This window comes from Microbacterium sp. NPDC090225, assembly GCF_044772365.1.
Classification (GTDB): Bacteria; Actinomycetota; Actinomycetes; order Actinomycetales; family Microbacteriaceae; genus Microbacterium.
The window spans coordinates 567787-594663 of sequence record NZ_JBIVYS010000001.1; the positions used below are offsets into that span (position 1 = coordinate 567787).

Genomic DNA, 26877 nt, shown 5'->3' on the forward strand with positions numbered 1-26877 from the left:
TCACCGCCGATCGCGGAGCCGTCGGGCCTCGGCGATCTCGGCACTCCGTCGCGCCTGCTTGCGGACGACCCGTGATCGATCCCGCAGCGGGAGGCGCGGACTCGCCTCTGCCGGGATCCCCGCGCTCAGCTCCCGCGCACGCTCCAGGGACGCATCGAACTCCACTCCGAGAACGAGAGCGAGGTTCGCGATCCACAGCCAGAGCAGGAGCACGATGATGCCGGCGAGCTGCCCGTACACGCGCTCGTAGTCGACGATGCTCGAGACGTACAGCCCGAACGCGAGAGAGGCGATGGCGAGAACGACGATCGCCAGCGCCGCACCCCAACTGAGCCAACGGAATCGCGGATGACGGATGTTCGGCGCACGGTCGTACAGGAACGCGACGGTGGCGACCACGATCACGACCAGTATCGGCCAGCGCGCGATCCGCCAGACCAGGAGTGCGGCCTCTCCGCCGCCGAGCTGCTCGCCGATGGCCGCGGCGACGGACGAACTCGCGGCCCCGACGGCCACCGCAGCCGCCGTGGCGAGGAGCACGACGAGCGCCACCGCCACCTGCATGGACTTGAGAGCCCAGGGCGAACGCCCCTCGTCGACGTCGTAGACGCGATTCATCCCGCGGCCGAGGACGGCGATGTACCGGGCGACGGCCCAGATCGTGAGTCCGATACCGATGATCAGCGCGGGGCCCGCGAGAGCGGAGTCCGCGAGGCCGTCGACGGCGTCTGCGATCGTCATCGCCGTCTCCTCGGGCGCGACGGCGCGCACGACCTCGAGAACGAACGCCACCGCCGTGGAATCGCTTCCGAGGAGGCTGACGACGGAGACGCCGACGAGCATGGCCGGCACGAGGGCCAGCACGGAGTGGAAGGTCAGCGCCGCCGCGATGTCGGCAGCGCCGTCGTCGGCGAACTTGCGCGCGGTTCCGCGCGCCACGAAACGCCAGGACCTGGCGCCGAGATCGTGCGGTGCCGGCGGGCCGTCCGACTGTTGAGTCGCCATCATCCTCCTGAGAGTCGGTGCCGAACTTGGCACACGACGGCGCCCGGGAACAAGGGGGTTGACGCTGTGTGACTCCCGCCGCTATCCGTGAATATGAGCAGCATCACCGTCCGGTACCATCCGAACACACTGGAATATATCGGTGGCGCCACGAGGGGGACGCGGTGAGGTTCAGATCATACGAGGTCGAGCGGGTCGAGGAGACCTGGCGGCAATACGTTCCCTCTGCTTCCTTGCAGCGCGTGGATCCGGATCGCTTCATGTTCGACTGGACGTCGGCCGAACTCGGAAGTCTGACGCTCGTGCGGTACGACCTCGCGGCGGAGGTGCAGTCCGTCGCGCAACCGGAGAACGAGCTCCTGGTCTGCCGGGTCGCCGCGCCCAACGCCGAGGTCGGCTCCGGGAGGGAGTCCATCGACGCCGGCCAGCCGTGGTTGACCGACGGCGCTCAGGTGCATGCGCGCTGGGAGCACACCGCTCGCGTGCGCGCCCTGGTGATCGACCGGGCGGCGGCGCAGGCACGCGTACGCCAGATCACCGGAGACGACAGACTCACACTCCGGTCGTCCGGCCTGGCCCCGCGCGACGAGGAATCCGGACGCCACTGGGAGCGCACGGTCGCGTATCTCGAGGATGCGGTCGCCGAGACCGCCGCCGACGGCATCCTGCGCGCCGAGCTCGAGCGCCATGCGCTGGCGGTCACGCTGTCGGTCTTCCCCACCAGCATCCACGATTCGATGTCGCACACCGCTCAGCGGGGTGCCGCGCCGATCGCCGTGCGTCGCGCCCTCGTCTTCATCGACGAGAACGCGCATCGTGCGATCACGATCGATGACGTGGCCGCCGCCGCGTTCATCTCGACGCGCGGGCTGCAGTACGCGTTCCGACGCGCGCTGGATTCGACACCGGCCGAGTACCTGCGCCGCGCACGCCTGGCGGGCGCCCATCGTGACCTCTCCGACGGCGGCCACGGTTCGATCGCCGTGGTGGCGCGACGCTGGGGTTTCAGCCATCCGTCGCGCTTTGCGGCGGCGTACCGCTCGGAGTACGGGGTGGCTCCGTCGACCACCGCCGCGCAGGCGCGGAGATGACACCAGGCGCACGGACGTTTCGCGTCGGCGGCGCGTCGTCCCTCGCGGGCCGTCGAGCGCTGACCGGCACCGTAGAGTCCGATCGTGGGAAGTCTCTATTACGGCGATAGCGCCGAACCGATCGGCATCGAGGATCGCGCGCTCGCACACCTGAAGGTCGTGATCTCGACCAAGCTCCGTCGTAACGAAAGCTTCACGCTGTCGTGGGCGCACCCGGAGACGGATGTCGTCGGTCGGTCGACGATCTGGTTGCACCCGTCGATTCCGCTGCGCTTCGTCTTCGACGAGGCGGAGCCTCCGGAGCTGAGCCGCGAGTGGATCGAAGCCCTCGCCCGTTCGGCGAACTCGACCGGCGGGATCGCCCTGGTCGACGAGAGGATCAGCGGGCCCGCGTCTCTGGAGACCGCGCGCAGCTGACCGGAAGACGCTCCATTCAGTGCACTCCAAGGTTTGAAGTGCAAACTTGCACTCTATGGAGCACAATGCACCTTCGCTGCGCGACATTCGCAAGCGAGAGACGATCCGCGCACTCACCGACACGGCCCGACGCCTGACGATCGACCGCGGCTTCGCCGGGTTCACCGTCGAAGAGGTGTGCGCCGACGCGGGGGTCTCGCGCCGCACGTTCTTCAATTACTTCGAGAGCAAGGAGAACGCGGTCTTCGGTTTCACCGAGATCGATCCGCGGCTCGTCGAACTCGACGACGAGTTCGTGGCGCGGAGCGGCGACCTCCTCGACGACTTCGTAGAAGTGATCCTCCGCCGCTGGGAGATGCTCGATCCGCTCTCCGACGCGCCGGCCCTCCTCGAGGTCATCGAGCACGAGCCTCGACTGCTGAAAGGCGCGTTCGAGCGGTTGGCCGAGAACGAGCGCCGCGACGTCGCCCTCATCGTTCGACGCGAGGGGGCGCATCAGGAGTTGCGCGCCGAGGTCGTCGTCCACACCGTCGGCGCCTGCATCCGCATGGCCGTCGGCCAGATCCTCGAGCACCAATCCCCCGTCCCGTTCGGCGAGCTGGTCGCCGAGCGCCTCGACATCGCCCGCGACCTCTTCTCCTCCGCACAGAAAGACCACTGAATGTCCGCCACCGCCACGACAGATGCGCCGTTCCTGCTCACCAAGCGCCGCATCTGGATCATCTTCAGCGCCCTGATCGCCGGGATGCTGCTCTCCAGCCTCGACCAGACCATCGTCTCGACCGCGATGCCGACCATCGTCGGAGAACTCGGCGGCGTCGACCATCAGGTGTGGATCACCACCGCTTACCTCCTCGCGACCACGATCGTCATGCCGATCTACGGCAAGTTCGGCGATGTACTCGGCAGACGGAGCCTGTTTCTCGTGGCGATCGCCCTCTTCACGCTCGCTTCGGTCGGCTGCGCGTTCGCGACGGACTTCTGGATGTTCGTCGTCTTCCGCGCCCTGCAGGGCCTGGGAGGCGGCGGACTCATGATCCTGTCGCAGGCGATCATCGCCGACATCGTGCCGGCGAACGAGCGCGGCAAGTACATGGGGCCCCTCGGGGCGGTCTTCGGACTCTCGGCCGTGGCCGGCCCCCTTCTCGGTGGGTTCTTCGTCGACCGCATGACCTGGCAGTGGGCGTTCTACATCAACATCCCCGTCGGCATCGCCGCGTTCATCATCGCCCTCGTCGCGCTCAAGCTCCCCAGCAAGAAGGCCGAGAAGCCGATCGACGTGTTCGGGGTCATCTTCCTCTCGATCGCCACGACCTGCCTCATCTTCTTCACCGACTTCGGCGGCGACAAGGACTTCGGCTGGTCCTCGATGGCCACGTGGGCCTGGGGTGCGGGACTGATCGTCGCGGCGACCGCGTTCGTCATCACTGAATCCCGCGTGCAGGACCCGATCATCCCCCTGAGCCTGTTCCGCAATCCGATCTTCGTGAACGCCACCGCGATCGGACTGGTGCTCGGCATCGGGATGTTCGCCGCGATCGGCTTCGTGCCGACCTTCCTGCAGATGTCCTCGGGCACCTCTGCCGCGGCATCCGGGCTGCTCATGATCCCGATGATGGTGGGTCTGATCGGAACGTCGATCTTCTCGGGCATCGCGATCTCGAAGACCGGGCGGTACAAGGCCTATCCCATCGTGGGAACGATCCTCACCGGCATCGCCATGGTGGCGATGACCACGCTGTCGGCCTCGACCCCGATCTGGCTCATCTGCGTGTTCCTGTTCGTCTTCGGCGCCGGACTCGGTCTCATCATGCAGGTCGTCGTGCTGGTCGTGCAGAACGCCGTTCCAGCGGGCGAGATCGGTACCGCGACGAGCACGAACAACTACTTCCGCGAGGTGGGGGCTTCGCTCGGGACCGCGGTGTTCGGCACGATCTTCACCACCCGCCTCACCGAGAACCTCCTCGGCGTCTTCACGGATGCCGGGGCATCGGCCACGGACGCCGCGCAGTCCGCGGCGACGATCGATCCGGCCACGCTGAACTCCCTGCCCGACGAGGTGCGCGACGGAATCGTCTCCGCATACGCCGACGCCCTCGCGCCGGTGTTCTGGTACCTCGTGCCGTTCATCGTGCTCGCCCTCGTGCTCTCGCTGTTCCTCAAGCAGATCCCCCTGTCGGATCAAGCCGGACTCGTCGCGCGTGGCGAGGCAATCACGGGCGAGGAGGCCGAGAAGCTGGAGGCCGAGCTCCGTGCGCGGCCGACGGCAGGCACGCACGCCAGCACCCCGGACGCCCTGCCCGAATCGGATGCCGGGACGAGGCCTTCCTCGCGATGAACCGAGAAAGGCCCCGGGCGCATGCGCGCTCGGGGCCTTCCGACTGCGGGGAGACCGGACTCAGCGAGCCGGGTCGAGTTCCTGGTGCTCGACGATCCACTTCTGCAGACGCGGGTACACCCAGAAGGAGTAGATGCCGATGGTGATGATGCACAGCAGCAGCCACTTGACCCACTGACCGAAGAGGCCGATGGCGCTCCCCGTGAAGCGCAGCTTCTGGCCGTTGATGTACGTGTGCTTCGTCTTCCAGCGGTAGGTCATCACGACCGCCCAGGGGTAGCAGATCCCGAGGGTCAGGACGGTGATGAGGAATCCGCCGATGCCGACGCCGAGCCAGGTCGCGGCTCCACCGTCGAAGCCGAAGGCGAGGTGGGGAAGGCGCGCGGACTCGCCGGACGGCACCGGCGTCGATGCCGCGGGCGCGGGGGTGAGGTCTGTCATGATCTTTTCTTCTCTAGGGTGAGCGTTATGAAGCTCCGCCCGGAGACTGCAGGCGGGCGGGGAGGGAAAGGACGGGCTCAGCGCACCTGCAACGGCGTGCCGAGGGGCAGGATCTGTGCGAGAGCCGTGATGTCGGCATTCGCCAGGCGAACGCAGCCGTGCGAGGCGTCGGAGCCTATGCTCGCCTCGTCATCGGTGCCGTGCAGGCCGATCTGACCCGGGCCGCCGCCGTACGAGTTGAGGGCGTCGGAGAACGCCGTCGTGCCGTAGGCGTACGGGCCGTAACCGCTGTTCGTCGGAGCGAGCAGCTCGGTGATCGCGAACTGGCCCTTCGGGGTCGGCGTACCGCCCGTGCCCGTCGCGACCGGATAGCTCTGCCGCAGCTCTCCGCCCTCGTAGAGGTCGAGGGTGTTGGTCGACGTCGTCACGACCAGCGCGTACGAGGTCGTCGAGAGCAGGACGGCATCCGAGCGGACCCACCCGAGGCTTCCGTTGGGACGCTGGGCGAGTTGGACCTGCAGCCAGTCCCCCTCCTGAGCGGTGACCAGGAAGACGAGAGGCGCTCCGGACGACTGCGGATTCGGCAACGACTGCGTCGCTGCCCCGCCGGGCTCGGCGCTGACCCCGATCTCGGTGCCGAGGACGGCGGCGACCGTCGACTCCGCCGGCGCGTGCACATCGGCGAGCGGCTCCTCGACCGGCGGCGTCGATGTCGGTGTCGGTTCGGGCGTCGCAGCGGGGCTCGACGAACTCGTCGGCGCGGGCTCGGCGACCGCGGGGCCGCGACCGAAGAGCACCACGCAGGTGACGATGATCACGGCGCACACGACGACCGCGGCGGCCACGATGAGAATCGTGCGCCGCCGCGGGACGTTGATGGTGTCGGGCACCGAGTGTCAGCCGGTGTACGTGGCCTCGCCCGGCACCGGGACGGCGACCGGGGCTGCGCCGGTGATCGCGAGAGCGCTCGACGCCACCTGGCCGGAGGACTCACCGACGAGGACGATGAAGTAGTCGCCGGCGGTGGCCCAGGCCGCGGGGAGCACGATCGTGCCGCTCACGTTGCCGTCGGCATCCGCGACGAAGGTGTCGGGCAGGCTGTCGCCCATGGCGCCCGTGCCGATGCCCGAGCTCACGATCTCGCCCGGGGCGAAGCCGCTACCGCTCACCGTGAAGCCGGTGGTCGTGGCCTGGGAGACCGTGATGGAGGCGCTGCCCAGCGCGAGGGCTGCGGTGGGCTGCGGCGTGAAGTACGTGGTCAGGTCGCCGATGCGGAAGCTGGCGATGCCCGCAGCCTCCGGGACGGCGGCGGCCCGCAGGGCGACTCCCCCGCCCTGCGCGGCGAGCCGCTCCTCGAAAGTCGGAGCGTCGTCGAGCACGCTCGGGGCGGCCTGGCGAAGCACCGGGGGGTTTTCGGGGTCGGCTGGCGGAGAGGTGATGACCGGAGCATCGCCCGGGAGGATCGCGTAATAGGCAATCACCGCGTACCCGCTCTCGGCGAGCTCGCTCGCGAACTGCTCGGTGGACATCCCCACCTCGCCCGCACCCCACTGCGTGGAAATACCGTGGAAGCCGTCGACGGTGGCGATGGTCGTCACCTGCGGGGCCTCTACACCGTCGCCGGCGATGAAGACGCCGGTTTCCACCTCCGCGCCGGAGTTCGTCGAGGAATTCTCCATGAATGCGATGAACTCATCGCCGGAGACCGGGGCGGGAACGCCGTGAACGAGACCGATGGGCGACGTAGCGTTGCTGGTGAATCCGTTCGCGTCGAAGGTGCCGAAGTCCGAGAGCGTCGATCCCTCCGTTCCGGCGAACGCAATCCACTGCCACTCGTCGGCGATCGCAAACTCCTCGTCGAGCTCCGTCGGAGCGAACGGAGTGAAATCGTCCGGAGCATCGGCCCAGATCACGCGCGCGGAAGCGGCGGGCGTCTCGGTGATGGGCTCCGCGATGGAGGCGGTGGGGACGAGGACGGCGGCGAGGCCGAGCGCGGAGGCGCTGAGCGAGGCCACGGCGAGGCGCGAGCGAATCACAGAGAATTCCTTCGTTGGGGAGGTTGCCGTTCGGGCGGCGTCTGCCGAGAGGCAGCCACCTCAATCTAGGGGAATGGAACGCTTCAGCGCCACCGGAATACCGGTGTCAGACTCAATTCTTTCGCATGAAGTCATCTACGCTCAGGTCAGATGCTGCAGAGCCCTCCGCGCCGCCGCCAGCTCCTCCGTCGCCACCTCGAGCGCAGCGGCTGCCGTCGTCGCACGCGCCTCGGCACTCTCGGCATCCGCACGAGCGGCATCCACCTCCATGCGCGTGCGCGCCAGCCGGCGCTCGAGGTCAGCTGCCCGGGTCGTCGCATCCTCGATGCGGCGGCCGGCCTCTCGACCGGCGCTCTCGGCCGTGGTCCGCGCGCGCTCCGCGGAGGTGACGGCACTCTCGGCTTCGCGCACGGCCTGCTCCGCTTGGCGTCGTCGCCGACGTTGCGCCAACTCGTCCACCTGTTGCGCGGGAACGGCGTCGCGCGCCTCGGTCGCCCCGCCACCGAGGATCTGGTCGAGGATCACGCTCTCGGAGGGTTCGATCTCCCGGATGAGGCGTCCGGATGCGACGGCGATCGAGGCGGCCTCGTCGAAGAACGCCGCACCGATCGTCTGCTGCACGGCATCCAGCGTGCCCGACGTGACCTTCTCGCCCCGAGCGACCGCGAGGTCGCGTGCCTTCTCGGCCAGTCGTCGCGTCAGCGTCCGGCGCTCTCGCCCGAGGCGGGCGAGGGCAGGCGCGTCGAGGTCGTCCTGCGCCTCCCGCAACTCGCGGGCGAGTTGCAGGGCCTCACCCAGCTCCGCCGTGCGTTCCTGCGCGAAGACGTTCACGACCCAGGCGGCGATCGACGGTTTGCGTAGCGCGGTGATCGCCGATGCCAACCCTCGGTCGGCGGCCTGTTTCGCACGCTCCCGGCGCGCGCTCACGAACTCGCCGAGCGGACGCACGTACAGCTCGGTCGCGATCCTCGTCAGCTCGTCGCCGGCCGTCATGCTCCGAACGCTACCTCATGCGTCTCCACGGGCGTACCGGCGCGCACGCCCCTGAACCCCGACGAAGTGGAACGGCGCTGGCGATATCGGCGAGATCTCACGGTCGATCTCGCTCGACGCCGAGTGCGCGGCATGCAGTGCCCGATACGCCTCGACATCGAGCGGCTCCCGCGAGTCGAGGATGCGCTTCGCCGCCTCGGTACGGAGTGCCGCGCGATAGCCGGGGCGAACTCGCAGCGAGAAGAACTCGCCGATGCTGCCCGAGCCGTAGCTGTACATCCCGACGCGGCGATCGGTCAGGTCGTCCTCGCCGTCGAGGAGGGCGGCGAGAGCGAAGTAGAGCGACGCAGTGTACGAATTACCCAGGCGACGGTTGTACCGGGTGGTCGGCTCCATCTGCGCAGAGGTCAGCGCGGCGCCGGTGTGCACCGCCAGGCGCTGGTGCGCCTTCACCGCCATCCGCGTGAACGGTTGGTGGTGGCAGAAGTAGTCGATCGACTCGATCGCCGCGCCCCCGCGCGCCCGATAGTCGTCCCAGGCCCCGACGAAGGCGTCGAGATAGGCATCGATCGAGAGCTTGCCGTTCACGACGGCCGTGTCACTGTCGTTCGGTCGCCAGAAGTCGTCGACATCGGCGGTGTGGATGCCGGTGGCCTGCTCGACCTCGGCGATCGCGGGATCCTGAGTGACGAGCATCGCAACGGCACCGGCGCCCTGCGTGGGCTCCGCGGCCGTGTCGACCGCGTATCGGGCGACGTCCGCCGCGATCACGAGCACCGACTCCTCGGGCTGGCGTGCGACGACCCCGAGGGCGAACTGCAGAGCGGCCGTGGCGGAGTAGCAGGCCTGCTTGAGCTCGACGACGCGGGTCGCCGGATCCAACCCCAGCAGTTCGTGCACGAACACCGCCGCCGACTTCGACTGATCGACGCCCGACTCGGTCGCGAAGAGCACGGTGCGGATGCCGGTGGCTCCGTGCCTCTGGACGATGGGCAGCGCCGCCGCGGCCGCCATCGTGACGATGTCCTCATCGGGGGCGGGGACGCTCATCTGATCCTGGCCGAGCCCGATCCGATACTTGTCGGGATCGATGCCGGCGCGCTCCGCGAGGAGGGCGAGATCGAGCACACGGCTCGCCGTCGCGATGGACAGGTCGTGGATGCCGACGACGGTCACTTCGTGCCTCCCTGGCGGCGCTCGAGCAAAAGATGCGAGGCCATGAGTTCTCCCTGGTTGGTCTGGGCCGCGAGCAGCGACAGCTCGCCGCACAGCACCGTGGCGGCGATGAGCGAGGCGAGGCGGCGGGCATTGCCGCCGGGCGCTCGCTCCTCACGACAGCCGAGACGCTCGAGCGCGTCCTCCACGGCCGGGAGGTCCTTGCCGTTGCCGACGGTGCCGACGATGAGATTCGGGAGCGTGCAGGAGAAGAGCAGGTCGCCGTCTCCGCGCTCCTCCGCGTAGGTGATGCCCTGCGAGCCCTCGACGATGTTCGCCGCATCCTGCCCGGTGGCGAGGTAGAAGGCGAGGAGCATGTTCGCATAGTGCGCGTTCGCGGAACGCAGCGCCCCGGCGATCGTGGAACCGACGAGGTTCTTGCGCACGTTCAGCTCGACGATGCGACGAGCCGTCGATCGAAGTTGCTGCTCGACGATGTCGGCGGGGATGAGGATCTCGGCGATCACGCTGCGCCCCCGACCGAGGATGCCGTTCACCGCGGTGGCTTTCTTGTCGGAGCAGTAGTTGCCCGAGATCGAGCCGTACTCCAATTCGGGGTGCCAGGCGAGCACCCGTTCCATGAGCCCTTCGGCCGCCAGGGTCACCATGTTGTGGCCGGATGCGTCGCCGGTCGTCAGCGCGAAGCGCACAAACAGCAGGTGCCCGACGATCTCCGTGTCGAGGTCGATCAGACGCGCGTGACGGCTGCGTTCCGAGACGACCGCGCCGAGCTCGTCGCGGCGGGCATCGATGCTGCGGGCGGCGGCGACCGCATCGGCTGCCGACGGCGCGACGAACAGCGAGGAGCGCGTCATCCGCTCGTCCACTACGGTGGTGCGGATTCCGTCGGCAACGAGCCGCGATACCCGGGCGCCCCGCCCCACCGACGGCCACAACGGAGATTCGTAGGTCGCGAGCGGCACCGACTGCTCGCCCTCGACCTCACCGCTGAGCAGCAGCGGGCCGACCCAGCGCGTGGGGATGGGGGTGAACAGAGCATCGGACATGGGGAGCCTTTCGGTCATCGTGCGTCGGAGCGCCGCGAGAGGGCTACGAGGTCGATGCCCCGCGCGCGGCAGAAGTCTGCGGTCTCGCCCGTGACGACGAGATCGGTGCGCACCAGGTCGGAGGGCGCCGCGGCCCCGAGGAGCGCAGCGAGCGCCGCGAGGTGCGTGGTCCACTCCACGAGGCGAGAGGCGAGCGCCTCGGGACCGCCGTCGAGCACCGTCTTGAGGAACGGGCCCGAGACGCCGACCGCCCGCGCACCGAGCGCCAGGGCGCGCACGGCATCGAGCGGGGTGCGCACGCCGCCGGAGGCGAGGAGAACCGGAGCGGATGCCGGGGCATCGATCAGGCACTCGACGGCCGACTGCCCCCATCCCGCCAGGTAGGCGTAACCCTCTCCCCCGCGGCGGGCGTTCTCGACACGCACGAAGTCCGTTCCGCCACGACCGGACACATCAGCGGCATCGACGCCGAGATCGGCGAGGAGGGCGAGCGTGCGGGCGCTCAGACCGAAACCGACCTCCTTCACGACCACCGGCACGTCGACGGCCGCCACCAGGGACTCGAGCGACCGCTGCCACGACGAGAACGCGCGGCGCCCCTCGGGCATCACGGTCTCCTGCACGCTGTTGACGTGCACTTGCAACGCGTTCGCCTCGATCAGATCGATCGCTCGGCGCGCGTCGTCCGGCGTGCGTTCGACACCCAGATTGGCGAAGAGGAACCCGTGGGGATGCTCTTCGCGAAGGACACGGAACGTGGGGGCGAGTTCGGGATTCTCGAGCGCGACGCTCATCGATCCGGAGGCCAGCGACACCCCCGCCTCCCGCGCGGCGATCGCCAGGTCGCGGTTGATACGTCCGGTGCTCTCGCTTCCGCCGGTCATCGCGTTGACGTAGAGGGGCACGCTCCAGCGCGCTCCCAGCAGATCGCCCGCGAGACTCACGCGCTCGGCGTCGATTCCCGCGAGGGCGTGATGCACGAACGCGACGTCATCGAAGCCGTTCGCCGCGATGCGCGGTTTTTCCTGCTGCGCGGCGGCGAGTCGCACGTGGTCGTCCTTCCGCTCAGAGGACATCGAGCACCCCCTCGGGCGGGTGCACGCCGATCGTGAGGTGACGCACGTCGTGGTGCTCCCACTCACGGAAGATGTCGGCGAGATCGGTGTGCACGGGAGCGAGCACGATGCCGCAGTCGCCGCCGCCCGCGCCGGAGGGCTTCGCGGCCGCCCCCGCCGCCTCGGCGATATCGCACAGCACTGCGAGCTGCGCGGTCTCGATCGGCAGACCGGCCTGGGCGCCGAGGCGCTGCAACAGTCGTCGGGCCTCACGGATGCCGTCGAGGGTCGCCGCGTCGTCGCCGCGCGAGAGCGACTCCCACAGGCCAGACACGCACGCGCGCGAGTCGAGCAGGAACGCGGGGTGATCGACCGCTCCCGCCAGCGTTCGGCGGCCGAGTTCGTCGACGAGTCGCGCCGTCGACGCGGGTTCACCGGTCCAGCCCACGACGAACCGCAGCTGCTCCGGCGGATGCAGACGCACGATCTGGAGGCCCGCCCAGAGGTTCTCGTCCGCGAGCAGCGGGGCGATCGGTCCGTTCTCCGACCGCTCTCCGAGGAGATCCCGGTCGGGCGCGCGATAGCCGATCCATCCGCCGAAGGCGCTCGCTGCCAGGTCGCCTCCCGATGCGCTGGGGTTGACCCGGATCGTCGCGAGCATCGACAGCTTGAACGCCGCCAGGCGATCCAGGCCCAGCCCGTAGAACTCGTCGAGTGCGCGCACGGTCGCCACCGTCACCGCCGCAGAGGAGCCCAGACCGAACTTCCGCCCGCTGACGTCGTCGAGCCCGCTCTCGATTCGCAGGTCGAAGAAGCGCGGAGCGATCCGCAGGTCGGCCCGCAGCCGCTCGACGATCGTGATCGCCGCCAGCACGTAGTCGTAGGGGTGGTGCTCCGGGTCGATGCGCAGTCCGTCGGCGCTACGGGTCCACAGCAGCGGCGAACGCCCGTACTCGGGCGAGTGGATGCTCCCGGCACCGACGCTCTCCGACACCGAGACCGTCACGTACCGGTCGACGGCGACGAGCACGGAGGGCTCGCCCGGCGAGACGACCGCGTACTCCCCCGCGATGAACAGCTTGCCCGGTGCGCGGACCGTGATGACCGGGCTCATGCGAGCACCTCCACTCCGGGACCCGGACGCGCGATCATGGTCTCCGCGAGCGGACGGGCGGCGGCGGCTACGGCATCCGCGTCCTGCGGCAGGCACAGGAATACGACGTTGGGCCCCGCGTCGGCGGTCGCGTAGACCGGCAGACCGTCGGCACGGAGCGATTCCGCGAGGTCGAAGAGAGCCACGCTCACCGGTGACAGGTACCGCACGGGCGGATCGCACGACTGGATGACCGCGTGCATGCGGAGCGCGTTCGTCTCGGTGATCCGCCCGAGGCGCTCGACGTCGCCATCACGGCTGGCCTGCACCGCGGCCGTCAACGTCTCCGTGGTCGACGAGACCCAGGCGGAGTAGAACGGCGACGTGACCGCCGTCCGCTTCATGGCATCCCGGCTCGAGACGGCTTTCTCCTCGGAGTTCACGATCGCGATCACCATCGCGAGTTCGGGTGCGTCGAGCGGCTCGGCGAAAGACTCCTCGTCACTGCCTGCGTGCCACACCGCGAACCCCGGGATCACCGATCGCGCCGCGGATCCGGACCCGCGACGGGCGAGTCGGCTGAGCGCCGTACGGTCGAGATCGAGGCCGTACGCACGCGACGCCGCCGCAGCGAGAGCGGCGAACCCCGATGCCGAAGATGCGAGCCCGGCGGCAGAGGGCACCGTGTTGACGGAATCGACCACGGCTGCAGTCCGGGACCCGGCCATCTCCCGCACGATGTCGAGGAAGCGCGCGACACGATCACGGACCACTCCGTGACGGACGGCTCCGTTGAGCACGACCTCGTCGTGCGGGGCATCCGGTGCGAGCGTCACGGTCGTGGTCGTCGGGAAGACGTCCAGCGTCATCGAGAGGCTGCCCGTCGCGGGCAGGTTCAACGCCGTGTCCGCTTTTCCCCAGTACTTGACGAGGGCGATGTTCGGGTGGGCGCGGGCCGTGGCGGCGGTCATCGCGTTCCTCTCAGTTCGGTGGTCCAGGTGGCGGCGGCGCCTCGTCCGCGAAGGTCGTGCGCGAGCTCCGTCGCATGATCGGGATCACGCGCCAGCACGAGCACGCATCCTCCCCGACCGCCTCCGGTGAGCTTGGCTCCGAGCGCGCCGCCCGTGCGGGCGATGCCGGCGAGCCGGTCGAGCGCAGGATCTCCGACTCCCAGCTCCCCGAGCAGCGCATGCGCCTCGTCCATTCGGACGCCGATCTCCTCCGGCCTCGGGGATGCCAGCGCCGCCCGGCCCTCGCGGGCGAGCGCTCCGAGCCGATCGAGCCGCCGCTCCACGGCGATCGGATCGGCGTCGCGCAACGAGCGAACGGCGGCCACCGCCTCGCGCGTGCGTCCCCGCACACCGGAGTCGGCGATCACGAACGACAGGGGTCCTGCGACCTCGAGATCGTGCGCGCTTCCGTCCTGGAACCACACCGGCCGGTCGGCGACGACGGTGCGCGCATCGAGGCCGCTGGGCGACGTGTGTGCGGCGCGCTCGGCGATCTGGATCAGATGATGGCGTTCGGTGGGGTCGAGTTCGTGACCGAAGGCGGCGGCGACGGCCTGAACGATCGCCGCTGATACCGCGGCGCTCGACCCCACGCCGCGTTCCGCGGGCAGATCGCTCTCGACGCGCACCTTCACCCCGGAACCGTCGGCCCCGACCGCGCTCATCGTCGCCTCGACCGCGCGAGCGGTGGAGGCGAGGCGGTCGGGAACCCGGTCGAGGGCGCCGGTGTACAGCGCGCTGTGCAGAAGACGACGCGCGGGCAGCGGCGCCGCCTCTGCCCGGACGCGGAGATCGCGCAGCGGGAGAGCGATAGCCGGGTGCCCGTAGACGACGGCGTGCTCCCCGAAGAGGATCGCCTTTCCCGACGCGGTGCCTACGCCGATCACCGGGTCGCTGTCGTGCGCGCCCCTCCGGGGAGCGGCGGAGGATTCGCCCGGTGTTCTGCTGTCTTCGGAAGCCGTGATTCTCATCTTTACTAAGGCAAGCCTAATCCACTGTCACGGCACGGTAGGGCGGGTGGGACTTGAACCCACGATCGTCGGGTTATGAGCCCGCTGCCTTGACCAGCTTGGCCACCGCCCCGTGTGCACCCAGCCTAGCGGTGCCCGGGGCTCACGCCACCGTCGCGCCCGCGTGCACCCGCTGGTGGGCGAGGTAGATGTCGGCGTTCGCGAGCAGCCCGGCGCGCTCCTCCTCGCTGAGGGTGCGGCGCACCTTCGCGGGAACACCCGCGACGAGAGATCCGTCCGGCACCTCGGTGCCTCCCAGCACGACGGCACCGCCCGCGATCAGGCATCCCCTCCCGATCACCGCGCCGCTGAGGATCACCGCCCCCATGCCGATCAACGAACCGTCGCCGATCGAGCATCCGTGAACGACGGCGTTGTGCCCGATCGACACATTGCGTCCGATGAGCACAGGGTGCCCGGCATCCACGTGCACCGAGACGTTGTCCTGCACGTTACTGCCCGCTCCGATAACGATCGAGGCCGAATCGGCGCGGAGCACCGCGTTGTACCAGACGCTCGAGGACCCTTCGAGAGTGACGTCACCCACGATGCGGGCGCCCTCGGCGACGAACGATTCGGGATCGATCGACGGCTCCCGATCGGGGAGGGCGAGGACGGATGCTCCGGATGCGATGCTCATGAGGCGAGACTATCCTCACTTCCGCGTGATTCCGCGGATTTTCAGGGCGGTTAGCGGAGCCTCAGCTTGCTTGCGGAATGTTTCAACCTGAGTAGCGTTGTCTTCATCAGGTACGAAAAGGCACCTCGGAGGAGCACAAGATGAGCAAGGTACAGACCGTTTCCACCACCGCCAGCGACCCCACCGTGGCTGCTGCCGCCGCACAGTTCCTCTCGCCCGTCGTCCTGGGACTGCAGGCGCTCACGATCAACGGCAAGCAGGCGCACTGGCACGTGCGCGGCGCCAACTTCGTCGGCGTCCATGAACTCCTCGACACGATCGTCGCCCACGCCGGCGACTTCGCCGACACCGCGGCGGAGCGCATCGTCGCCCTCGGTCTTCCGATCGACGCCCGCGTGAGCGCGGTCGCCGCAAAGGCCGGCGAGACCGGCGTCCCCGCCGGGTTCACGCAGTCGGACGAACTCGTCCGCGCCGTGATCGCCGACATCGATGCGATCCTGGTCGACACCAAGGCCGCCATCGACGGCCTCGACGAGGTCGACCTCACGAGCCAGGACGTCGCGATCGAGATCATGCGGGGCCTCGAGAAGGACCGCTGGTTCCTCGTCTCGCATATCGCCGCGTAATCTCGTCGCACGAGAACGAGAGAAGGGCCCCGGGATTCGATCCCGGGGCCCTTCGTCGTACTCAGGCGCGGTGGGTGATGCGACCGGCGAGAAGCGTCGCGACGACCGACATGTCTCCCAGGTGCAACCCTTTCGCCCGGCGCGGATCCGTCGCGCACAACGCCAGATCCGCGGGCGCGCCGGGTACGGTCGCCGTTCGCACGCTCGCCCCGAGCGCCTGATCGAAAGTCACTGCTTCCTCCGGATGCCACGCCTCGCGCGCGTCCTCGGTACGGGTGACGGCGGCGGCCATCGCCCGCCAGGGGTCGAGTGCGGCGACCGGAGCATCGGAACCGAACCTCACATCGGCCCCCGCGGCGAACAGCGATGCGAGCGGGTATCCCAGCGAGTCCTGCGTCGCCCACAGCCGCTCCGCAAGATCGCGGTCATCGACCGCGTGCTGCGGCTGCACGCTCGCGATGACACCGAGCCGGGCGAATCGTGCGAGATCGGCGTGCCGTACGAGCTGTGCGTGCTCGATCGACCCCACGGCTCCGGTCACGGCGAAGGCGTCCAGGGCCGTGGAGGCCGCCCGGTCGCCGATCGCATGCACGGCGACCGCGAGCCCCGCGCCCGTCGCCGTGGTGAGCAGGCCGATCAACTCCTCGTGCGGAACCGTCATCACGCCGAAGTTATAGGGATCGCCCGGGTACGCGTGCGTGCATGCCGCGGTCCGCGTGCCGAGCGAGCCGTCGCTGATGATCTTCAGCGGGCCCACCCGGATCAGCCCACGTCCCGCGTGCGGAAGGTCCGCGTCGCCGAGGAACTCGCCGGACCGGAGACCCTCCGTCACCGCCCGAGCCAGGTCGAACGGATACACCGCGAACTCGACCCGGTGCGCGGCGAAGCCGCTCGCGACACGGCGCGGCCAGGCATCCGCATTCCACGCCATGTCGAAGTCGACGATGCCCGTGACCCCGCGCCTCGCGGCCTGCTCCCCCGCTCGCTGCACCGCGCGGTCGGCGTGCTCGGGATCGACGGCGTTCAGGCGGCGCGAGATCTCGAAGGCGCTCTCTTCACGCAGCACTCCGTCGGTGGTCGACATGCCCTCGCGTCGTAGCGCCGCCGAGTTGAGCCACACGCTGTGCACGTCGGCGTTGATCAGGTACGTCGGCACCTCGCCGGTCGCTGCGTCCAGCAGAGCGAGCATCGGTCGGTCGTCCCACAGCGCGTCGCGGTAGCCCGTTCCCACCCGTCGGCCGTCCGACAGGGGCGCGACCGCCCCCATCTGAGAGGCCGCCTCGGCGGCGGAGCGAGTGCCGCCCAGCGACGCGCGCTCCGCGGCCAGCGCCCACTGCACCGTGTGCACATGGTTGTCCCAGAGGCCGGGGACCGCCCACGCCCCCTCGGCGTCGAGCACCGCACCCGTGGGGCGCAGAGCGCCGGTCGGGGCGATGTCGGCGATCCGACCGCCGGCGATCACGATGTCCACCGGCTCCTCATCGATCAGGTACTCGCGACCGGGTCCCGCGATGCGAACCCCGCGGATCATCCCCACGTCGTCGCCAAAGGCGCTCATGCCCACTGCCCCTTCCGTGCGTCCTGCGCTCGGCGCATCTCCGACGCCAACGCAGGGTTGGCGAACGGCCCATCGCCGTTCAGTTCGCCGATGACGCTCTCGATCGTCTCGGCCGGCTTGTTCTGGCTGAGTTTGCGCTTGGCGACGACGCGGGTCGGGGTGAGTCGGAACCCGACGGTGCCGGCAGCCAGGCGTTCGATGAACGCGGCATCGTTCGGGCGTTCCCACATCCGCCGCGGGTCGGGAAGCTCACTCTCGAAACGGTCGACGAGGAGATCCAGCACCGCGAGATTCTCATCGGCGCTCAGTATCTCGGGGACGCCCGAAAGGTGCACCGCCGTGTAGTTCCAGGTCGGCACAGCGGCGACATCGCCGTACCAGCCGGGCGAGATGTAGCCGTGCGGCCCCTGGAAGACGACGAGGATCTCTCCATCGCCCAGTCCGTGGATGAGGTCGTCGGGCCGGCCGACGTGGCCCACCACCGTGAGATCGTCGTTCGCGTCGTCGAGCAGAACCGCGTAGTGCGAGGCGACGAGTCCGTCGGCGGTGCTGCTCGTGATCGTGGCCCAGGGATTCGCCGCGATCACGCGACGGATCTCCGCCTGATCGGCGAGGGTGAAACTGGGGTTCTGACGCATCCTCCCAGCCTAGGACTCGACGCGAGCGCGGGCTCTCACGCCTGGCAGCGCGGGCACCAGTAGAGCTTGCGCGCACCGATCTCCTCGAGGGCGATCTCGGTGCCGCAGACGCGGCACGGCAGACCCGCGCGGTGGTACACCCAATGCCTGTCGTCACGGCTCGCCATGGCGGCGCGATAGCGCTCGGGCGACAGGTCGTCCATCGTCATCATCTGACCTGTCTCGACGCCGACCGCCAGCAGTTGCACCCAATCCCGCCAGAGCGCGCGGACGACGTCTTCGGGGACGTCGCGTCCCGGAGTGTGCGGATTGAGCCGCTGCCGGTAGAGCATCTCGGCGCGATACACGTTGCCGATGCCGCTCACGACGGACTGGTCCATCAGCAGGAGAGCGATGACGGTCTGCTTCTTGCGCACCGCGCGGACGAAGCGCTCCTCGTTCTCGACCGGGTCTCCGACGAGCGGGTCGGGCCCGAGCTTCGCGATGGTCGCGAGCATCTCGTCGGGGCTCTGCAGCACGCACGCGGTGGGGCCACGGAGGTCCGCGGCGGTGAGGTCGGTCATCAGTCGCAGCCGCACCTGGCCGACCACGGGCGGCGGCCACTCGACGCCCTCGTCGGCGAGGCCCTTGGTCTGCTCCGACATGCGCACGTGCACGCGCGTGCGCCGCGGGGCGCCGATCGATGCGAGCGAGTTCTCCCCGGCATCGTCGAGGATCTCCTCGTCGATGACCGTACCGCGCTGATTGGTCTGCCCCATCCGACCGTTCGCAGACGCGATCGTCGGGTCGACGAGGATCTCCCCCGCGAAGTCCCACGCACCGTAGAGGCCGAGGTGCACGCGCAACCACACATCGCCCTCGGTCTCGAGGAACATCTGCTTTCCGACGGCCTGCACACTCACCGCGCATCGCCCGTCGAGCACCTCCGCTCCCTCGGCGAATCGGCCCTGCGGGCTCGAAGCGGAGAGCGTCTTACCGATGAAGTTGCGGTCGAACTGGCGCGCGATCCGGTGGACGGAATGACCCTCGGGCATCTCAGGCCCGCGGGCCCGGCAGCAGGGAGCCGTCGCGTTCGAACTCGGCGATCTGCCCGATCCGGCGAACGTGGCGCTCCTCGCCCGAGAAGGGCGTGGCCAGGAACAGGTCGATGAACGACGTGACCTCGTCGTACGTGTGCTGACGGGCGCCGATCGAGATCACGTTCGCGTCGTTGTGCTCGCGGGCGAGCTCGGCGGTCGACAGGTTCCAGACGAGCGCAGCACGGATGCCCTGCACCTTGTTGGCCGCGATCTGCTCTCCGTTGCCCGACCCGCCGAAGACGATGCCGGCGGCTTCGATCCCCGCGGCCTGATCCGCGACGACGGCCTGTGCCGCACGGATGCAGAACGCGGGGTAGTCGTCGAGCGCGTCGTACGCGATCGGTCCGTGATCGGTGACATCGTGCCCCGCCGCGCGCAGATGCTCCTGCAACTGGGTCGAGAACTCGAGACCGGCGTGATCGGTGGCGATGTGGATGCGCATGGCCTTCATTCTATTGACGCCACCGACATCGTGTCGGCCTACGGGGCGATACCCGCGGCCGCCGGCTTGAACCCGGCGCGCACGTTCTCGCAGCAGCCCGGACGGCAGACGTCGAAGCCACCCGGAAGATCCGTCACGTGCTGACGCCGACTCCGCGGGCGACCCTCGAGGCGCTCCTGGATCAGGTCGACGATCCCGGCGACGAACGTGGGCGACACGCCCGGGGTGGGAGTGCGGGTGAAGGCGAGTCCCGCTTCCTCCGCCGCTTCCTTGGCCTCGGTATCGAGGTCCCAGAGCACCTCCATGTGGTCGCTCATGAAGCCCAGCGGCACGACGGCGACGGCCCGGCGTCCGCGCTCGGGCAGCTCGGCGATGACGTCGCACACGTCGGGGTCGAGCCACGGCTGCGACGGGGGGCCCGAACGGGACTGGTAGACGAGTTCCCACGACACACCGGTCCCGGCCGGGAGCGTCTGCAGCACGCGGTCCATCACCCAGGCAGCGACGGCCTCGTGCTGTGCCGCGTACGCGCCGCCCTCGCCCCAGTCGATGTCGCGGGCGCCGGAGCGCAGGGCGTCCTCGGTGGGGATGCTGTGCGTCGAGAAGAGGACCTGGATGTCGGAAGCCGCGATCCCGTCGGCGAGGAAACCCTCGATCGCCTCGCGGACGCCGGTCTCGAAAGCGTCGACGAATCCGGGGTGATCGTAGAACGGACGGATCTTGTCGATCGTCACGCTGTCGCCGAGGCCGGTCTCCTGCAGCACACCTGCGAAGTCCTCGCGGTACTGCCGGCAGCTCGAGAACGAGCTGTACGCGCTGGTCGCGAAGGCGAGCAGCGTCGAGTGCCCGTTGTCGGATGCCGTCGTCACGGCGTCCGCGAGGTAGGGGGTCCAGTTGCGGTTGCCCCAGTAGACGGGCAGGTCGATGCCCCGTGCCGCGAGTTCGGCCTCGAGCGCCGCCTTGAGCGCGCGGTTCTGACCGTTGATCGGGCTCACACCGCCGAAGTGCCGGTAGTGATGTGCGACCTCTTCGAGCCGCTCGTCGGGGATGCCGCGTCCGCGCGTGACGTTGCGCAGGAACGGGATCACGTCTTCCTGCCCCTCCGGTCCACCGAAGCCGGCGAGAAGGATGCCGTCGTATGCGACCGGGGTCGTGACGATGGCTTCACCTCCTGCGGCGGCAGCAGAAGCAAAGGGGACGACTACGGGTTCGTTCGCACTCACCCTCCCATCCTTTCACCTCGACGGAGTGGCGGGGGTCGCGCGCTGGCGTAGTCTGTCATGGTTGCCGTCGGCGCCAACTGCGCCATTCCCCGGCGACGACCCCTCACCCCTGGGAGTAAAGCTGTGCCTGGAGAGAACCTCACCCGTATCGAAGCGCAGGAGCGTCACGACGTCGTCGGCACCGAGTCGTACGACATCGCACTCGACCTGACGAAGGGCCCCGAGATCTTCGGATCCCGGAGCGTCGTCCGCTTCACCGCGACGCCCGACAGCTTCACGTTCATCGACCTGATCGCGCGCGACGTGCGCGAGATCTCGCTCAACGGCGAGCAGCTCGACCCGAACGAGGTCTTCGCCGACTCGCGCATCACCCTCACGGGCCTCCAGGCCGAGAACGTGCTGGTCGTCGACGCCGATTGCCTCTACACGAACACGGGCGAGGGTCTGCACCGCTTCGTCGACCCCGTCGATGGCGAGGTCTACCTCTACTCGCAGTTCGAGGTCCCCGACTCGCGCCGCGTCTTCGCGGTCTTCGAGCAGCCCGATCTCAAGGCCACGTTCCAGTTCACGATCACGGCGCCCTCCGCCTGGAAGGTGATCTCGAACTCCCCCACGCCCGAGCCCATCGTTCACGACGACGACGTCACCGCGACCTGGGGCTTCGAGCCGACCCCCCGAATCTCCTCGTACATCACGGCCCTCATCGCCGGCCCCTACGAGTCGACCTTCTCCGAGCTCACGAGCGCATCGGGACGCGTCATCCCGCTCGGTGTCTACGGCCGCAAGAGCCTGTGGCAGCACCTCGACGCCGACTACATCTTCGACAAGACCCGTGAGGGCTTCGCCTATTACGAGTCCAAGTTCGGCGTTCCCTATCCGTTCGCCAAGTACGACCAGCTCTTCGTGCCGGAGTTCAACGCCGGAGCCATGGAGAACGCCGGCGCCGTGACCTTCACCGAGACCTACGTCTTCCGCAGCAAGGTCACGGATGCCGTGAAGGAGCGTCGTGTCGTCACGATCCTCCACGAGCTCGCGCACATGTGGTTCGGCGACCTGGTGACCATGAAGTGGTGGAACGACCTCTGGCTGAACGAGTCGTTCGCCGAGTGGGCGTCGACCATCGCCACCGCCGAAGCCACCGAGTGGACCGAAGCGTGGACGACCTTCAACGCGATGGAGAAGACCTGGGCCTACCGCCAGGACCAGCTCCCCTCGACGCACCCGATCGTCGCCGAGATCAACGACCTCGAAGACGTGCAGGTCAACTTCGACGGCATCACGTACGCCAAGGGTGGATCGGTTCTCAAGCAGCTCGCCGCGTGGGTGGGCATCGAGGCCTTCTTCGCCGGGGTCTCGCAGTACTTCCAGAAGCACTCCTGGGGCAACACCGAGCTGAGCGATCTGCTCGTCGAGCTCGAGGCGACCAGCGGGCGCGACCTGAGCACGTGGTCGAAGAAGTGGCTCGAGACCGCGGGCGTCAACACCCTCGAGCCCGTCATCGCGGAAGACGGCAACGGCACGATCTCACGCTTCGCCGTGACGCAGACCGCTCCGGCCGACTACCCGACGATCCGCCCGCACCGCCTGGGCATCGGATTCTACAATCTGGCCGACGGCGCGCTCACCCGCACGCACTACGTCGAGGTCGACGTCGACGGCGACCGCACCGAGGTCCCCGAGCTGCAGGGCATCGCCCAGCCCGACCTCGTGCTGCTGAACGACCAGGATCTCGCCTACGCGAAGATCCGCCTCGACGAGCGCTCGCTCGCGACGGCGATCGCGCATCTCGCCGACATCCACGACCCGCTCGCGCGCTCGCTCGTCTGGGGTGCGGCCTGGGACCAGACCCGCGACGCCGAGAGCGCGGCATCCGACTACATCGACCTCGTGCTCGGCAACATCGGCCGCGAGAGCGAGTCGACCACCGTGCGCACGACGCTCGCGCAGCTGCGCACGGCGGCGACGCTGTACGTCGCGCCCGAGGAGCGCGCCGCGGCGCGCCTCAAGGTGGCCGACGGCCTGTGGTCGTTGGCCGAATCGGCCGAGTCGGGCAGCGACAGCCAGCTGCAGTTCGTCACCGCCTTCGCCACCTCTCTCGTGACCCCGGAGCACGCCGGCATCGTCGGTCGCCTGCGCTCGGGCGAGGAGACGCTGCCCGGTCTCGAGATCGACGCCGACCTGAGCTGGCAGCTGCTGGTGGGCCTCGCGACCATCGGGGCCACGGATGCCGCGACGATCGATGCGGCCCTCGCCGCGGACAACACCTCCAAGGGCGGCGAGTTCGCGGCGCAGGCGCGTGCGGCTCTCCCCGACGTCGCATCCAAGAAGGCGGCGTGGGCCTCCCTCGTCGACCGCGACGATGCCCCGAACACGATCGTGCGCTCCGCCGCCCTCGGCTTCGTGCACCCCGCGGGTGCCGAAGCTCTCCGCGAGTTCGTCGGGCCGTACTTCGAGATGCTCCTCCCCGTGTGGGAGTCGCGCACCTACCAGATCGCGCAGTACCTCGTGACGGGTCTGTTCCCGACGGCACTGGCCGACGTCGCGCTTCGCGACGCGACGCGTGCGTGGCTCTCCGAGCATCAGGATGCCGCGCCGGCGCTGCGCCGCCTCGTGCTCGAGAACCTCGCCGATGTGGAGCGCGCACTCACCGCGCAGTCCCGCGACAGCGACGACTGAACATCTGCCCGAAGGGGCCCGGCGCGTGTCTGAGGACGTCGCCCCGGGACCCTTCTCGTACCCAGCCCGCACCGAGACCTGATCGCTAGAATCGGTCACGATGATCATTCCGTCCCAGAACACCGATCCCGTCGAGCCGACCGACGTCCCCGCCATTTGGGCCGACGTCGTCCGCGTTCTCGGTGACGTGGGCATGAAAGCCCTCGCCGTCGCGATCATCGTCGTGAGCTGCGTACTGATCGCGCTCGTGCTGCGCGTGGTGATCCGCCGCGTCGTGCACCGCATCGTCGACAGCGCGAAGAACAAGGCCTCGGTCGACGACACCCAGGCCCTGGAGCGTTCGCCGCTCGCCGACATGCGCCTCGTGCAACGCACGCGCACGCTCGGTTCGATCCTCCAGAACATCGTGAACGTGATGCTGGTGATCATCGCGCTCGTGCTCATCGTGAACGCGATCGACAACAGCCTGCTCGGTTCCCTGACACTGCTGACCGCCGCCGTCGGCGCCGGACTCGGTTTCGGCGCGCAGAACATCGTCAAGGACGTCCTGAACGGCATCTTCCTCGTCGCCGAGGATCAGATCGGCATCGGCGACGTCGTCGACCTCGGTCTCGCGACCGGCGTGGTCGAGTACGTGAGCGTGCGCATCACCCAGGTCCGCGATGTCAACGGCACCCTCTGGTACGTGCGCAACGGCGAGGTGCTGCGCATCGGCAACATGTCGCAGGGATGGGCGCGGGCGATCATCGACATCGGGGTGCCGGTCGACTCGGATCTCGCGGTGGTCGAGCAGACGATGCTCGACACGGCCCTCGCCCTCGCGAAGGACCCGAAGTGGCGCACCCGGATCGTCGAGAAGCCCGAGCTGTGGGGTCTGGAGTCGATCGAGGGCGACGCTCTCGTCATCCGTATCGTGATCAAGGCCCGCGCGAACGCGAAGGACGACGTCGCGCAGGAGCTGCGCAAGCGTCTCCGCTCGGCACTGGCCGAGAAGGAAATCGCGGTCCCCCGCATGCAGGCAGTGATCCCCACGGGCCTCGACGGAGCGCGCCGCGTCCGCGGGGCGAATCCCCCCAAGACCCGCCCGAACGCGGTGACCGGGGTCCCCGTGGTGCCCGACCGCGGGATCTGGCGGCGCAAGAAGCCCACGACGGGTGACGGGAGCACGGAGAAGTGACGTTCTACGACGAGGTCGGAGGCCGCGAGACGTTCGCGAAGATCGTGTCGGTCTTCTACCGCGAGGTCGCGATCGACCCGGTGCTGAAGCCGATGTACCCCGAGGAAGACCTCGGACCCGCGGAAGAACGCCTGCTGCTGTTCCTCGAGCAGTACTGGGGCGGGCCCACCACCTACGGAGAGACCCGTGGGCACCCACGGCTGCGCATGCGCCATATGCCGTTCCACGTCGACCCCGACGCCCGCGATCGTTGGCTCCGCTGCATGCGCACCGCCGTCGACGAGGCCGAGTTGTCGCCTCTGCACGAATCCACGCTCTGGGACTACCTCGAGCGCGCCGCATATGCCATGGTGAACACGTTCGAGCCGTCGGGAATCGGTGCCGGCGCCGACGGACGCCCCACACTCGAAACACGCTCACGTCAGGAATCAACGGAGACACCATGACGAACACGCCCCTGTCCACAGATGTCCTGGTGATCGGATGGGGGTTGGCGGGGCTGGTCGCCGCCTCCGAGGCGCTGGATGCCGGTCGCCGCGTCGTGCTCATCGATCAGGAGCCGCGCACGAACCTGGGTGGACAGGCCTGGTGGTCGTTCGGTGGACTTTTCTTCATCGATTCGCCCGAGCAGCGTCGCCTCGGCATCCGCGATTCGATCGAACTCGCGACGCAGGACTGGTTCGGCTCCGCCGGTTTCGATCGCCCGGAGGACGAGTGGCCGCGCCGGTGGGCGGAGGCCTACCTGCAGTTCGCCGCCGGAGAGAAACGCGCCTGGCTGCGCGAACGCGGCGTCGGCTTCTTCCCCGTCGTGGGATGGGCGGAGCGCGGCGGGTACGGGGCGATCGGTCCCGGGAATTCCGTGCCGCGATTCCACATCACGTGGGGTACCGGCCCCGGAGTGGTCGCTCCCTTCGCCGCGCGCGTCGAGCAGGGCGAGCGCGAGGGTCGACTCACCGTCCTCCCCCGCCACCGCGTCACCGCACTCCTCACGGAAGATGCGGTCGTCTCCGGCGCACGCGGCGACATCCTCGCCTCGAGCGGTGAAGAGCGCGGCGTCGCGTCCTCACGGGAGATCGTGGGCGACTTCGAGATCCGCGCGGGCGCGACGGTCGTCGCCTCGGGCGGCATCGGCGGCAACCACGATCTGGTCCGGGCGGCCTGGCCCGCGCGCCTCGGCGCTCCCCCGGCACACATGCTCACCGGCGTTCCCGCCTACGTCGACGGCTCGATGCAGGCCGTCTCCGCCGAGGCCGGCGCCCGGCTGATCAACGGCGACCGCATGTGGCACTACGTCGAGGGCATCACGAACTGGGATCCGGTGTGGCCGTCGCACGGCATCCGCATCCTCCCCGGCCCCTCCTCGCTCTGGCTCGACGCGACCGGTTCACGACTTCCCGTGCCGCTGTACCCGGGGTTCGACACACTCGGAACGCTGGCCCACCTGCGCACCACGGGCCACGATCATTCCTGGTTCGTGACCTCCCGTCAGATCGTCGAGAAGGAGTTCGCGCTCTCCGGGAGCGAGCAGAATCCGGATCTCACCGGCAAGGACGTGGGGCTGCTGCTGAAATCGCGACTCGCCAAGGGACCGACGGGTCCCGTCCAGTCCTTCCTCGACGAGGGCGCCGACTTCATCGTCGAGAACGATCTCGAGTCGTTGCTCGAGCAGATGCGGACGCATCCGGGCGGCGAGCACCTCGACATCGACAACGTGCGGCGCGAGGTGCAGGCGCGTGATCGGGAGATCGAGAACGACTTCACCAAGGATGCCCAGATCGGCATGCTCCGCTCGATGCGCAGCTATCGCGGCGACAAGCTGATCCGCACAGCCGCACCACATCGTCTGCAGGACCCGTCCGCCGGACCCATGGTCGCCGTGAAGCTCCATGTGCTCACCCGCAAGTCGCTCGGAGGCATCCAGACCGATCTCGACGGCCGTGCGCTCGACAACCAGGGCTCTCCGATCCCCGGTCTCTTCGCTGCCGGCGAGGCGAGCGGCTTCGGCGGCGGCGGCGTGCACGGCTATCGCGCTCTCGAAGGGACGTTCCTGGGCGGATGCCTCTTCTCCGGTCGGCAGGCGGGACGCGCCGCCGCGCGATGAGCGAGG

At 69.0% G+C, this 26877-nt stretch carries 26 protein-coding genes and 1 tRNA gene; 9 read left to right on the plus strand and 18 right to left on the minus strand.

Annotation, left to right across the window (positions count from 1 at the left end):
• Entirely contained in the window at nucleotides 1-1008 is a 1008-nt protein-coding gene (locus tag ACIQTT_RS02810) for a YihY/virulence factor BrkB family protein (protein ID WP_402785699.1), read from the minus strand.
• A 161-nt stretch (nucleotides 1009-1169) separates the two neighbouring features.
• On the opposite strand from ACIQTT_RS02810, the gene ACIQTT_RS02815 reads away from it, so the two are divergent.
• The 4 genes from ACIQTT_RS02815 (at nucleotide 1170) to ACIQTT_RS02830 (ending at nucleotide 4851) form a co-directional block, all read left to right on the plus strand.
• Nucleotides 1170-2096 (plus strand): helix-turn-helix transcriptional regulator, encoded by a 927-nt coding sequence (locus tag ACIQTT_RS02815; RefSeq protein ID WP_402785702.1) that lies wholly within the window; start codon nucleotides 1170-1172, stop codon nucleotides 2094-2096.
• Nucleotides 2097-2180: 84 nt separating this feature from the next.
• A complete protein-coding gene (locus ACIQTT_RS02820; protein WP_402785705.1) occupies nucleotides 2181-2513 on the plus strand; it encodes a hypothetical protein in 333 nt (110 codons plus the stop codon).
• 55 nt (nucleotides 2514-2568) lie between these two features.
• Nucleotides 2569-3174, plus strand: coding sequence for a TetR/AcrR family transcriptional regulator (locus tag ACIQTT_RS02825; protein WP_402785708.1), 606 nt, complete (start codon nucleotides 2569-2571; stop codon nucleotides 3172-3174).
• Nucleotides 3175-4851: an MDR family MFS transporter gene (locus ACIQTT_RS02830; protein WP_402785711.1), complete on the plus strand. Its 1677-nt coding sequence runs from the start codon at nucleotides 3175-3177 to the stop codon at nucleotides 4849-4851.
• Nucleotides 4852-4911: 60 nt separating this feature from the next.
• Here ACIQTT_RS02830 and ACIQTT_RS02835 read toward each other — a convergent pair whose 3' ends face one another.
• The 12 genes from ACIQTT_RS02835 to ACIQTT_RS02890 form a co-directional block, all read right to left on the minus strand.
• Nucleotides 4912-5292, minus strand: a complete 381-nt coding sequence (locus tag ACIQTT_RS02835) for a DUF898 family protein (protein ID WP_402785714.1) — start codon at nucleotides 5290-5292, stop codon at nucleotides 4912-4914.
• A gap of 77 nt (nucleotides 5293-5369) precedes the next feature.
• Complete coding sequence (locus tag ACIQTT_RS02840) at nucleotides 5370-6182, minus strand: L,D-transpeptidase (RefSeq protein WP_402785717.1); 813 nt, start codon at nucleotides 6180-6182, stop codon at nucleotides 5370-5372.
• A 6-nt stretch (nucleotides 6183-6188) separates the two neighbouring features.
• On the minus strand, nucleotides 6189-7328 hold the full coding sequence (locus tag ACIQTT_RS02845) for a hypothetical protein (protein WP_402785720.1): 1140 nt from the start codon (nucleotides 7326-7328) through the stop codon (nucleotides 6189-6191).
• A gap of 141 nt (nucleotides 7329-7469) precedes the next feature.
• Entirely contained in the window at nucleotides 7470-8321 is an 852-nt protein-coding gene (locus ACIQTT_RS02850) for a transposase (RefSeq protein WP_402785723.1), read from the minus strand.
• A 15-nt stretch (nucleotides 8322-8336) separates the two neighbouring features.
• Entirely contained in the window at nucleotides 8337-9497 is a 1161-nt protein-coding gene (locus ACIQTT_RS02855) for a hydroxymethylglutaryl-CoA synthase (protein WP_402785726.1), read from the minus strand.
• The gene (locus tag ACIQTT_RS02860) at nucleotides 9494-10543 is read right to left on the minus strand and encodes a hydroxymethylglutaryl-CoA reductase (RefSeq protein WP_402785729.1); all 1050 of its coding nucleotides are present in this window, start codon (nucleotides 10541-10543) and stop codon (nucleotides 9494-9496) included. Before ACIQTT_RS02860 ends, ACIQTT_RS02855 begins: the two co-directional genes overlap by 4 nt.
• A gap of 14 nt (nucleotides 10544-10557) precedes the next feature.
• Nucleotides 10558-11619, minus strand: coding sequence for a type 2 isopentenyl-diphosphate Delta-isomerase (gene fni / locus ACIQTT_RS02865; RefSeq protein WP_402785732.1), 1062 nt, complete (start codon nucleotides 11617-11619; stop codon nucleotides 10558-10560).
• Nucleotides 11609-12712, minus strand: coding sequence for a phosphomevalonate kinase (locus ACIQTT_RS02870; RefSeq protein WP_402785735.1), 1104 nt, complete (start codon nucleotides 12710-12712; stop codon nucleotides 11609-11611). Before ACIQTT_RS02870 ends, fni begins: the two co-directional genes overlap by 11 nt.
• Nucleotides 12709-13662, minus strand: coding sequence for a diphosphomevalonate decarboxylase (mvaD, locus tag ACIQTT_RS02875; protein WP_402785738.1), 954 nt, complete (start codon nucleotides 13660-13662; stop codon nucleotides 12709-12711). The genes ACIQTT_RS02870 and mvaD overlap by 4 nt, the downstream gene beginning before the upstream one ends.
• Nucleotides 13659-14672 carry a mevalonate kinase gene (mvk, locus tag ACIQTT_RS02880; protein WP_402785741.1) on the minus strand — a complete coding sequence of 338 codons (1014 nt, stop codon included), beginning with the start codon at nucleotides 14670-14672 and terminating at the stop codon, nucleotides 13659-13661. Before mvk ends, mvaD begins: the two co-directional genes overlap by 4 nt.
• 38 nt (nucleotides 14673-14710) lie before the next feature.
• Nucleotides 14711-14784 (minus strand) — tRNA-Ile (locus ACIQTT_RS02885).
• Between the two features lie 30 nt (nucleotides 14785-14814).
• Nucleotides 14815-15351, minus strand: coding sequence for a gamma carbonic anhydrase family protein (locus ACIQTT_RS02890; protein ID WP_402785744.1), 537 nt, complete (start codon nucleotides 15349-15351; stop codon nucleotides 14815-14817).
• 140 nt (nucleotides 15352-15491) lie between these two features.
• Here ACIQTT_RS02890 and ACIQTT_RS02895 point away from each other — a divergent pair, with 140 nt between their 5' ends.
• Nucleotides 15492-15977 (plus strand): Dps family protein, encoded by a 486-nt coding sequence (locus tag ACIQTT_RS02895; protein WP_247622542.1) that lies wholly within the window; start codon nucleotides 15492-15494, stop codon nucleotides 15975-15977.
• A gap of 61 nt (nucleotides 15978-16038) precedes the next feature.
• On the opposite strand, the gene ACIQTT_RS02900 is transcribed toward ACIQTT_RS02895, so the two are convergent.
• The 5 genes from ACIQTT_RS02900 to ACIQTT_RS02920 are packed head-to-tail and all read right to left on the minus strand — an operon-like array spanning nucleotide 16039 to nucleotide 20917.
• Nucleotides 16039-17535, minus strand: a complete 1497-nt coding sequence (locus tag ACIQTT_RS02900; protein ID WP_402785747.1) for an amidohydrolase — start codon at nucleotides 17533-17535, stop codon at nucleotides 16039-16041.
• On the minus strand, nucleotides 17532-18173 hold the full coding sequence (locus tag ACIQTT_RS02905) for an FMN-binding negative transcriptional regulator (protein WP_402785750.1): 642 nt from the start codon (nucleotides 18171-18173) through the stop codon (nucleotides 17532-17534). The genes ACIQTT_RS02900 and ACIQTT_RS02905 overlap by 4 nt, the downstream gene beginning before the upstream one ends.
• 35 nt (nucleotides 18174-18208) lie before the next feature.
• A complete protein-coding gene (locus tag ACIQTT_RS02910; RefSeq protein ID WP_402785753.1) occupies nucleotides 18209-19207 on the minus strand; it encodes an Fpg/Nei family DNA glycosylase in 999 nt (332 codons plus the stop codon).
• A gap of 1 nt (nucleotide 19208) precedes the next feature.
• The gene (locus ACIQTT_RS02915) at nucleotides 19209-19694 is read right to left on the minus strand and encodes a ribose-5-phosphate isomerase (protein WP_402785756.1); all 486 of its coding nucleotides are present in this window, start codon (nucleotides 19692-19694) and stop codon (nucleotides 19209-19211) included.
• Nucleotides 19695-19732: 38 nt separating this feature from the next.
• Entirely contained in the window at nucleotides 19733-20917 is a 1185-nt protein-coding gene (locus ACIQTT_RS02920) for a ferrochelatase (RefSeq protein ID WP_402785759.1), read from the minus strand.
• 123 nt (nucleotides 20918-21040) lie between these two features.
• On the opposite strand from ACIQTT_RS02920, the gene pepN reads away from it, so the two are divergent.
• The 4 genes from pepN to ACIQTT_RS02940 all read left to right on the plus strand — a co-directional run bounded on the left by pepN (nucleotide 21041) and on the right by ACIQTT_RS02940 (nucleotide 26871).
• Complete coding sequence (gene pepN, locus ACIQTT_RS02925) at nucleotides 21041-23593, plus strand: aminopeptidase N (RefSeq protein WP_402785762.1); 2553 nt, start codon at nucleotides 21041-21043, stop codon at nucleotides 23591-23593.
• 100 nt (nucleotides 23594-23693) lie between these two features.
• Complete coding sequence (locus ACIQTT_RS02930; RefSeq protein WP_402785765.1) at nucleotides 23694-24770, plus strand: mechanosensitive ion channel family protein; 1077 nt, start codon at nucleotides 23694-23696, stop codon at nucleotides 24768-24770.
• Nucleotides 24767-25216 carry a globin gene (locus tag ACIQTT_RS02935; RefSeq protein WP_247622550.1) on the plus strand — a complete coding sequence of 150 codons (450 nt, stop codon included), beginning with the start codon at nucleotides 24767-24769 and terminating at the stop codon, nucleotides 25214-25216. Before ACIQTT_RS02930 ends, ACIQTT_RS02935 begins: the two co-directional genes overlap by 4 nt.
• The gene (locus ACIQTT_RS02940) at nucleotides 25213-26871 is read left to right on the plus strand and encodes an FAD-binding dehydrogenase (protein WP_402785768.1); all 1659 of its coding nucleotides are present in this window, start codon (nucleotides 25213-25215) and stop codon (nucleotides 26869-26871) included. The genes ACIQTT_RS02935 and ACIQTT_RS02940 overlap by 4 nt, the downstream gene beginning before the upstream one ends.
• Nucleotides 26872-26877 lie beyond the last annotated feature (6 nt).